Annotated in this window: 10 protein-coding genes and 2 pseudogenes; 10 read left to right on the top strand and 2 right to left on the bottom strand. The window is 47.1% G+C overall.

Translation table 11 applies throughout. The features are described from left to right. Positions 1–833: pseudogene (locus JCM12296_RS29475) on the top strand (IS66 family transposase); the annotation flags it as partial. 151 nt (positions 834–984) lie between these two features. Here the strand turns inward: JCM12296_RS29475 and JCM12296_RS51010 are convergent. Both JCM12296_RS51010 and katE2 read right to left on the bottom strand, forming a co-directional pair. After that, positions 985–1,335, bottom strand: coding sequence for a catalase-related domain-containing protein (locus JCM12296_RS51010; protein WP_422699189.1), 351 nt, complete (start codon positions 1,333–1,335; stop codon positions 985–987). A gap of 3 nt (positions 1,336–1,338) precedes the next feature. Next, positions 1,339–2,449 (bottom strand): annotated as a pseudogene (katE2, locus tag JCM12296_RS29480) (catalase KatE2); the annotation flags it as partial. A gap of 806 nt (positions 2,450–3,255) precedes the next feature. Here katE2 and JCM12296_RS39140 point away from each other — a divergent pair. The 9 genes from JCM12296_RS39140 to JCM12296_RS42740 all read left to right on the top strand — a co-directional run. Further along, on the top strand, positions 3,256–3,582 hold the full coding sequence (locus JCM12296_RS39140; protein WP_157068006.1) for a hypothetical protein: 327 nt from the start codon (positions 3,256–3,258) through the stop codon (positions 3,580–3,582). A 195-nt stretch (positions 3,583–3,777) separates the two neighbouring features. Continuing rightward, entirely contained in the window at positions 3,778–4,080 is a 303-nt protein-coding gene (locus tag JCM12296_RS29485; RefSeq protein WP_054700497.1) for a type II toxin-antitoxin system RelE/ParE family toxin, read from the top strand. Next, complete coding sequence (locus JCM12296_RS40455; RefSeq protein WP_172684171.1) at positions 4,070–4,255, top strand: helix-turn-helix domain-containing protein; 186 nt, start codon at positions 4,070–4,072, stop codon at positions 4,253–4,255. The genes JCM12296_RS29485 and JCM12296_RS40455 overlap by 11 nt, the downstream gene beginning before the upstream one ends. After that, entirely contained in the window at positions 4,245–5,153 is a 909-nt protein-coding gene (locus JCM12296_RS29490) for an ImmA/IrrE family metallo-endopeptidase (RefSeq protein WP_172684172.1), read from the top strand. Before JCM12296_RS40455 ends, JCM12296_RS29490 begins: the two co-directional genes overlap by 11 nt. A 263-nt stretch (positions 5,154–5,416) precedes the next feature. Further along, entirely contained in the window at positions 5,417–5,731 is a 315-nt protein-coding gene (locus JCM12296_RS29495) for a hypothetical protein (protein ID WP_054700502.1), read from the top strand. A 76-nt stretch (positions 5,732–5,807) separates the two neighbouring features. Continuing rightward, a complete protein-coding gene (locus JCM12296_RS29500) occupies positions 5,808–6,416 on the top strand; it encodes a type IV toxin-antitoxin system AbiEi family antitoxin domain-containing protein (RefSeq protein WP_246805076.1) in 609 nt (202 codons plus the stop codon). Beyond that, entirely contained in the window at positions 6,413–7,321 is a 909-nt protein-coding gene (locus JCM12296_RS29505; protein ID WP_054700507.1) for a nucleotidyl transferase AbiEii/AbiGii toxin family protein, read from the top strand. The genes JCM12296_RS29500 and JCM12296_RS29505 overlap by 4 nt, the downstream gene beginning before the upstream one ends. A 2-nt stretch (positions 7,322–7,323) precedes the next feature. Further along, the gene (locus JCM12296_RS42735) at positions 7,324–8,688 is read left to right on the top strand and encodes a TOTE conflict system archaeo-eukaryotic primase domain-containing protein (protein ID WP_218188348.1); all 1,365 of its coding nucleotides are present in this window, start codon (positions 7,324–7,326) and stop codon (positions 8,686–8,688) included. 97 nt (positions 8,689–8,785) lie between these two features. Continuing rightward, positions 8,786–9,455: DEAD/DEAH box helicase (locus tag JCM12296_RS42740; RefSeq protein WP_218188349.1), on the top strand; the 670-nt coding region annotated here is incomplete at its 3' end.

The following is a 9,455-nucleotide window of genomic DNA, read 5'->3' on the forward strand; positions in this document are numbered from 1 at the left end:
GACGGTATCGCCTTAAGGTATATGAAACACCCGATGGCGGTTATGTGGCCGGCCAACTGCCTGCGTATCTCAACGGCAAACATTTTGGTCCCATGCTGATCGGGTTTATCCTCTATCAACATTACCATTGTCACGTCACCCAGCCGTTATTACTGGAACAACTGGGTGAGTTCGGCATCGATATGTCCGCCGGGCAACTCAACAATCTGTTAATTGAAGAAAAAGAGCGTTTTCACTGGGAAAAAGACCTCATCCTGTCCGTCGGACTTAAGGTGTCCAACTATATCAATGTGGATGATACCGGTGCCCGACATCAAGGCAAAAATGGCTATTGCACCCATATCGGCCACGAATCCTTCTCCTGGTTTGAAAGCACCGATAGCAAAAGCCGGATCAACTTTTTAAAGCTGATGCGTGCCGGACATTCGGACTTCGCCATCAATGTGGACGCCATTTGCTATATGCAATCCAACCGGCTGCCCAAACTGGCGCTTGACGTCTTCCACAAGAATCTGGGAACGCTGTTTGCCAACGAAACCCAATGGCATGCGTTTCTATCCGAAAACGACATTGTCAAGCCTCGGCATGTTCAAATCGCCACCGAAGGCGTGCTGGTCGGCAGCATCATCGAACATGGGATTTCCAAAGATCTGGTGATCGTCAGCGATGATGCCGGCCAGTTTAACGTCCTTTTGCATGCGCTGTGCTGGATTCACGCCAATCGGACGATCGATAAGTTCGTTCCCTGTACCGAATCCGCCAAAAAAGACCTGGAATCCGTCTTCCATAAATACTTCCAAGTGACCCTTGTTGCAGCTCAAACCTATTGGTAGTTGCCTATTTACTGCCATAGCTTTTTGAGATGTTACAAAAGTCGAGGTTAACCCGGCTTTATCGCTCTTTGAAAATTTGTGTTGGTAACGCTCTGCTGTGGGAAGCACGGTAGTTTGCGAGTCCCACAGCAGATTGTTGACTAAGGATTGTCTACTTCGGAACTTTGCTCAGCGGAATATCCAGTGCCTTCGCCACCCCTTCACCGTATGCCGGGTCGGCCTTAAGGCAGTTGCCGATGTGGCGAACTTTGATCATCTCCGGCGCATCATCCATGGCCCGGGCGGTGTTGCCAAACAGGGCATCCTGTTGTTCCTTGCTCATAAGGCGAAATAGCTTGCCAGGTTGTGTATAGTAATCGCTGTCATCCTCGTGGGCGTTCCAGTGAGCGGCGGCTCCGCTCAGTTCCAGAGGCGGCTCGGAGAAATCGGGCTGTTCTTGCCACTCACCATAGCTGTTGGGTTCGTAGCTGAGCCTTGAACCATAGTTGCCGTCCACCCGCATCTGGCCATCGCGGTGATAGCTGTGGAAGGGGCAGCGCGCTCTATTTACCGGGATGAGGTGATGATTGACACCCAGTCGGTAACGTTGCGTATCGCCATAAGAGAAAAGCCTGCCCTGCAGCATCTTGTCCGGCGAGAAGCCGATGCCCGGTACCACGTTGGCCGGATTGAAAGCCGATTGCTCGACCTCGGCAAAATAGTTTTCCGGGTTCTTGTTGAGTTCGAAATAACCCACCTCGATCAGCGGAAAATCCTTTTTGTACCAGACCTTGGTCAAATCGAAAGGATTGTAGGGAAGCTTGGTGGCCTCTTCTTCGGTCATAATTTGCACAAAAAGGGTCCAGCGTGGAAAATCGCCGTTTTCGATACTGTAGTAGAGGTCGCGTTGATTGCTTTCGCGGCATTTGCCGATCACTGCTTCGGCTTCCGCGTCGGTGAGATTTTTAATGCCCTGTTGGGTACGAAAATGGAATTTGCACCAAAATCGCTCGTTTTCGGCGTTGATAAAGCTGAAGGTATGGCTGCCGAATCCGTGCATGTTGCGAAAGCTTGCCGGAATGCCGCGATCGCTCATGACCACGGTCACCTGATGCAAGGCCTCGGGCAGGGATGTCCAGAAATCCCAGTTGTTTTTGGCGCTTCGCAAGTTGGTGCGAGGGTCGCGATGGACGACATGGTTCAGGTCCGGAAATTTAGCGGATCGCGCAAAAAGAAGACGGGCGTGTTGTTGCCCACCATGTCCCAGTTGCCTTCCTCGGTGTAGAATTTAAGGGCAAAACCGCGGATATCGCGTTCGGCGTCGGCGGCACCGCGTTCTCCGGCCACGGTAGAAAAACGCGCAAACATTTCAGTTTTTTTGCCGATCTCGCAAAAATCTTGGCACGGGTGTACTTGGTAATGTCGTGGGTCACGGTGAAGGTGCCATAGGCCCCGGAACCCTTGGCGTGCATCCGCCGTTCGGGGATCACCTCCCTATCGAAATGGGCCATCTTTTCCAGATACCAGACATCCTGCAGCAGTTGGGGGCCGCGAGGCCCAGCAGTCATGACGTTCTGGTTGTCCGTTACCGGAGCCCCGGCATTAGTGGTGAGTTTCTTCTTCTCGTCTTTCATCATCGTCTCCTTTCAGTTCAGATAGCGGTGGCAATAGATGAGTGTAGTGGCAATACATGGAAAATGAGTTAAATTTTTTTCTCTTATTGTTTTTGGGATATGCTCATTTGAAAACTGAGTATCCAACCAACACAATATTCAACAAAAATCAAGGAAATTCAAAAATACTTCACAGGGTATTTAACTACCCGGTGTTCGAAACATCATCAACGAGGGTGTAATCATCAACCGGCAAGGTGCGGGCGGTATATCAGGACACAACACGGAACCAACCCCACCGTGTTATTCCTCTTTCTCCCTGCCGGGCTGCCTTTGGTGGTCCGGCTTTCTTTTTGTTGCCCTCATCGGACGCGGCTACCAATCAACCAGATTTTTCATATCCAGTCATGAATTTTCCCTGGCAACGGATCATTTTTTTTCGGTCTAATAAAACCCGAACAAATCAGCCGTAGGAATACCACCAACTTCCTGTGTTGCATCCTTGTTCCGGCCGGATCATTCTATGGTGGTCCGGCTTCCTTTTTTATTGTGAATGTCGGTTGACGATCCAGGTGGCGGATGGGACTTGCTTGGTAAGTGGCCGGCGTCGAGAGATCATTTGCCGTACCTAAAGACCGGGACGGGAAAATGTTCGTAGTGAGTGTCCCTTTTCTGGTAATCTTTGACGGTGGGCGTGTAGGGCCAAAAAGCCGATTTATAAGCGAGGCGGGGACGGTGATGAAAATATTCGATTATATATAATTTTTCAAAGAACCGTATAAAAACACCCTCCATCTCACCTGAACAAGAATATCTATGCGAATGCCAACTTGGTAAACTACCTCTTCAACAAAGCCGATCCGGACAAGCTGCGGGCCGCTGGTGATCCTTTCCCGGGAGACGGGCCTTATACGTTATACCGTGGCGTTGGCGGTATCGGGCGTGCACGAAAAATAAGTGGTATGTCTTGGACTGATTCAAAAGAAAAGGCCGAATGGTTTGCCTATCAATACTATGCTGGTAAATTCGGACTGTCTAACCCGGCGGTGTTCACCCTGACAGCCGATAAAAAGGATATCTGGTTTTATACGAACGATCGGAATGAATCTGAATTCGTGTTGCGGCTGCCACTACCAAGAACGCCAAGACGGATTTGACCTGTGCCATACTCCTACGGCCACCTTCACGGGTGGCCGTTTCATATCCATCACCACCCAACACCAACGGCCCGGCATCCCCGGGCCGTTTTCATTCGATCAATTTGTTTGTTGACAGTCTTTTTCTTTGTGTATATTCTTAACCCAATGGGTTAAGGCTGTAATGCTGTTTTAATGCGAACGTGAGCATCTTTTGTGGAAATCCAATTCAAAAGCAAAAAGCTGAAAAAACAGTATGAAAGCCATAAGGAAGCTGAAAAGGCGTATGGCTGTGAGGTGGCAAGAAGGTATGTTGGCCGCATTAATATCATACGTGAGGCAAAAAACATCGATGAGCTTCAAACTTTGCCCGGTCTGCGCTGCCATGCGTTGACAGGGACCTTGAAGGGGCTATGGGCCGTCAACTTGACAGGGTTTTATCGACTACTATTTCGGCTCCAAGGTGAAACCTTGACCATTGCCCGTATCGAGAAAGTGAGCAAGCATTATGATGACTGACAACCACGTATATTCCGACCTTGCGATTCCACCCGGTGAGTACCTTGAAGAGGTATTATCTGAATTGGGGATGACCAAACAAGAGTTGGCAAGCCGCATGAACCGCCCGGCGGTTAAGCTGAATGCCATCTATAAGGCAAAAAGCCATTACCGGGGATACAGCGTTGCAGCTTGAGCAGGTGTTGGGCGTCCCGGCGCATATCTGGACTGGCCTTGAGGCCACATACCGGCTTGCTCTTGCTCGAAACCGGGAACTTGCAGAACAGGAACGTATAAAAGACGAAGCACCAATGCTGACAACTTTCTGCTATGGGGAGCTTTCCAAACACGGGCATGTGCCTAACACGCGCAACGTGATCGAAAGAATTCAGGCTCTTCGGTCTTTTTTCGGTGTAACCAGCTTGCACAATATTTTTAAGATCAATCTCTACTGCCCGGCGCTTCGATCAGCAAAAAAAAAGACTCCTTCAAGAGAGGCACTGGCATCATGGCTTCGCATTGGAGAACTCAAAGCCCAACGTACAGTCTGCGCTAATTTTGATAAAAAGAAATTGCAAAACTCCCTTGCCGATATACGGGCAATGACTAATGAACCTCCGGAATCCTTTATGGAAAAATTGGAAGGGATCTTGCGCGACTGCGGGGTTGTCCTGGTTCTGTGCCCGCACCTTCCGAAAACATACGTCAATGGAGCAACCTTCCGAATAGGTGACAAGGCTGTTTTGATGATGACCATTCGGGGAAAGTGGGCGGATATTTTTTGGTTCAGTTTGTTTCATGAGATTGGTCACCTATGCTTACATGGTAAGGCAACATTCATTGATTGGGACTTTAAAACACCAGAACTTGTTAAACAAGAAGCCCAAGCAGATGCCTTTGCGATGAAAACCCTTATACCTGGGGATGATTACAATCGTTTTATAGAAGTAGGAAATTTCCGTGCCGAGCACATTAGCGAGTTTTCCAAGCAAGTAGGCGTGTCTGATGGCATTATCGTGGGGCGTTTGCAGCATGACGGTTTCTTACAACCGTACTGGTGCAACGATTTAAGGGATCGATACGAATGGCGCTAATAGTCTCTGATGTTTGAAAATCAAGTGTTGCCTTCAAGGTTGGAAATAGGGTTGGAAACGAGAAAGGGGCTACAGACCGAAAATCTGTAACCCCTTGTTTTGTTTGGCTCCCCGAATCATCCACTCAGCGAACCAAATCGATATCTGAGCTAATCCCCTGTTATTACATCTACAATAACAGGAAAAAGTTCCTGCAAAAAGGCCAGAAACCAAGCATTTTTCCCGCAGATAAGGCCATAAGGCAGAGAGACCGAACCAGATCCTTGCGCGAGAAACAGGAGCCAATCAACGCTGTCCTGACCGGTTTCCGGTTCGTCGAGCATCTAAATGATAATCCGCAGGCCACGTATGATGATATTGCAGCCGATGCCGGGACCACTAAGGCACGGGTATGCCAGATGATAGCCTTATGCAGGCGGCTGCCCTCCGAGATCACCGATTATTTGATGGATACCGATGATCCAGAAACGCTGAAATTTTTCACAGAACGGAGGCTCAGACCTTTGACCTTGATAGCAACCGATGATGATAAGATCACCAGATTCAAAGAGATGATAGAAGCAATTAACGTAGATTAAAGCATCGTCGACTTTCCATTGATTTTTTATTCAAAATCAGACATATTGTTGCCACTTATTAACAAATGGGGGCTTTTTGTCTGTAGCTGAAATGAAAAGACATTTTATAGAACTGTTTCGCAAGAACGGTGGGCAACTTCGGATGAGTGAGGCGATAGCGGAAGGCATTACGCGCTATATGCTTTATTCGCTCAGAGACAAAGGCGTCATCGAACAGGTGAGCAGGGGCGTTTATCGCCTCGTTGAACTCCCTCCAATGTCAAACCCTGATCTGGTGACGGTGAGCCTTCGTTTCCCTAATGCAGTCATCTGTCTCATCTCGGCGCTGTCCTATCATAATATCACAACTCAGATTCCGCACGCTGTTTCCGTGGCTGTGCCGAGGCAATCAAGAGTACCATCGTTAGACTATCCTCCAGTTCAATCCCATAGATTTTCGAATGAAGCATATAACTCCGGCATCGAAAATCATAAGATTGATGGCGTGTCTGTAAAAATTTACAATCCCGAGAAAACATTGGCTGATTGCTTTAAGTTTAGGAACAAAATTGGAATGGATGTTGTCCTTGAAGCTCTTAAACTTTACAGATCTAGACAACAGTATAATCTCGAAAGGCTGCTCGCATACGCGAAAATCTGCCGAGTTAAAAATATTATGACGCCTTATCTGGAGGCAACGATTTGACCAAGACACCGCCGAAAAATATCGCAGCATCCGTAAGACAACGCCTACTCGATAAATCAAGATCTGATATGCGGCCTTTTCAAGAACTTGCCCAATATTATGCCATGGAACGGTTTCTATACCGGCTTTCTCTATCCAAACATTCCAAACGCTTTATCCTCAAAGGCGCTTTGATGCTTCGGATATGGAAAGCGCCTCGGATTAGACCCACCATGGACATTGATTTGCTTGGAAGGGCAAGCAATAAGGTGTCTGATGTTGTTTCCAATGTGGTCGAGATTCTGTCGATTGATGTCGATCCCGATGGTCTTTCCTTTTTCCATGAGGAAATTACCGCAGAACACATTACAGATGATGCTGAATACCAGGGGATTAGAATTCGCTTTCCAGCAAAACTTGATACCATGACTCTGAACATGCAGTTGGATATCGGATTCGGTGACATTATTCATCCCAACCCCGAAGAGTCGGAATTGCCCTCAATTTTGGATTTTGCCGCACCACGATTACTTTGCTACAGCCGTGAGAGTGCCATTGCTGAAAAATTTGAAGCCATGCTCAAACTCCGAGGGTTGAATAGCCGGATGAAAGATTTCTATGATATTTGGCTGCTTTCCCGCCAGTTTGGATTCGATGGGAAAACATTATCAGAAGCCATCAGGTTGACATTGGAGCAGCGTGGAACAGAACTTCCAGACGAAATTGTTGCCTTTTCAAAGGAGTTTATCGCGGCAAAAAGAAGCCAATGGAATGCTTTTAGGAAAAAGCTCGGACAAGACCATGTTCCTGCTGAGTTCGAACATATTGCCATGACGCTCAAAGAATTTATTGATCCGATAGCATCCGCCTTGGCTTCGAGGAAGCCTCCACCTTCGAGATGGTCTGCACCTGGTCCATGGGTATAGTTATGGATTATAAGGAAATGCTCGGAAAATATACTGTTTTATTGGAAGCGGTAGAGCGATTAAGAAAAGAAAACAGGCGCTTAAGAACCCAGCTTGAGATAGCGACGTCCGAGCCTCCCGGAAATACTCCCGAAGATATAAAAATCGTTGAAAAAACGCCTTGCGAGGAATCTATTACCCATAATTCCAAATCGGTTGTAAATAATACGTCGGATTCCTCCGCTAAAATCCACCTTTTTATGTCGCTTTTTAAAGGCCGCAGTGATGTTTATGCAAAGCGATGGGAAAACAAAAACAAAGGCATATCCGGCTATTCACCTGTTTGCCTGAATCAATGGCAGGCAGGAGTGTGCAAAAAGCCAAAAATTTTCTGCTCAAAATGTGAAAACAAAGACTATGCCTCCTTGGATGAAAATGCCATTGAAAATCATCTGAGAGGGAATATCGTTGCTGGCGTCTATCCAATGCTGCAGGATGAAACATGCCACTTCTTGGCAGTTGATTTTGACGAAGCAGACTGGCAAAACGATATTTCCGTTTTTAGAGATATTTGCATTGAACTCAGCATCCCTGTCGCTGTTGAGCGGTCGCGTTCCGGCAACGGCGCGCATGTATGGTTTTTCTTTGAACCCTCTGTTTCCTCTGGCTTGGCACGTAAATTTGGAACGATCCTGCTTACCACTGCCATGAACAAAAGGCATGAAATACAATTCAAGTCCTATGATCGGCTGTTTCCCAGCCAGGACACAATGCCTAAAGGGGGGTTGGGTAATTTGATTGCATTGCCGTTACAAAAAACGGCAAGAGAAAAGTCCAATAGTGAATTTATCGATGAGAATTTCCAATCCTATGAGGACCAATGGGCATTTCTATCCACAATCCAAAAAATTTCTCACAACCGAATTGAAGAAATTATTTCCGAGCTTGGCGAGGGGAATGAACTGGGTGTATTGAAACAGGATGAAGAAGAGAGTGCTGAAAAACCGTGGGAAACTTCGAAAACCAAAATCGAGTTACAGAGAGATGATTTCCCAAAGCGAATCGAAATCGTCAGGGCAAATATGCTGTTCATCCCAAAGGAGGGTATATCCCAAAAGGCGATGAATCGGCTAAAACGCTCGCGTCCTTTAAAAACCCAATGTTTTACAAACAGCAAGCCATGCGTTTATCGACCTATGGACATCCCCGCGTCATCTCCTGTGCAGATGAAACAGAAGTGTACCTGGGGTTGCCAAGAGGATGCGAACCTGAATTGGTCTCCGTACTGGAAAAACTGGGAATCGAAATCCAGCACATCGATAAAACATATCAAGGTAGAAGGATTGATGTGGAATTCAATGGCCAACTTAGAGATGAGCAATCCTTAGCCTTCAGCCACCTGTTACAAAACGATACCGGAATTCTGTCAGGCACAACAGCATTTGGCAAAACAATTGTGGCGATTAAACTGATTGCGAGATAAAAGTGAATACGCTTATCTTGGTTGATAAAGTCAGTCTGCTGTCTCAGTGGAAAGAAAAGTTATCGGAATTTCTGATTGTGAATGAGCCGCTGCCGGAGCAGCCCGCCACCCCAGCAAAGAAAAGGGGGCGAAAAAAGAAAGTAAGTCTCATCGGCCAATTGGGTTCCGGAAAAAATTCCTTGAGCGGCATTGTTGATATTGCCGTGATGCAATCACTCAGCCGAAAAGGTGAGGTTAAGGAATGCGTGAAAAATTACGGGATGATCATTGCCGATGAGTGTCACCATGCATCGGCATTCACCTATGAACAAATCCTGAAAACAACCAATGCCAAATACATTTACGGACTAACCGCAACGCCTGCGCGAAAAGATGGACATCATCCGATTTTGTTTATGCATTGTGGCCCTATTCGTTATCGAGACAATCCGAAAAAGCAGGCAGAGAAAAGACCGTTTGACCATTACATCGTTCCCCGTTTCACATCGTTGCGGGTCCCGCTGGGTAAAGATGAGCAAGAAGTATCCATCCAGCAATTGTACACTGAGATCGTGGAAAGCGATTTTCGGAATCAGCAGATTATTGATGATGTGCTGAACAACTATCATCAGTGCAGGAACTGCATTGTATTAAGCCTCAGAACCGCACATGTTGAATCACTCGCCAAAAGAA

The organism is Desulfosarcina cetonica JCM 12296 (genome assembly GCF_001311845.1).
Taxonomy (GTDB): domain Bacteria; phylum Desulfobacterota; class Desulfobacteria; order Desulfobacterales; family Desulfosarcinaceae; genus Desulfosarcina; species Desulfosarcina cetonica.

Bases quoted from the DNA above. Each gene is read 5' to 3' on its own strand.
- JCM12296_RS51010 (WP_422699189.1), bottom strand. From the start codon at position 1,335: ATGCGGGTGGACGGCAACTATGGTTCAAGGCTCAGCTACGAACCCAAC.
- JCM12296_RS40455 (WP_172684171.1), top strand. From the start codon at position 4,070: ATGATGACTGACAACCACGTATATTCCGACCTTGCGATTCCACCCGGT.
- JCM12296_RS42735 (WP_218188348.1), top strand. From the start codon at position 7,324: ATGGATTATAAGGAAATGCTCGGAAAATATACTGTTTTATTGGAAGCG.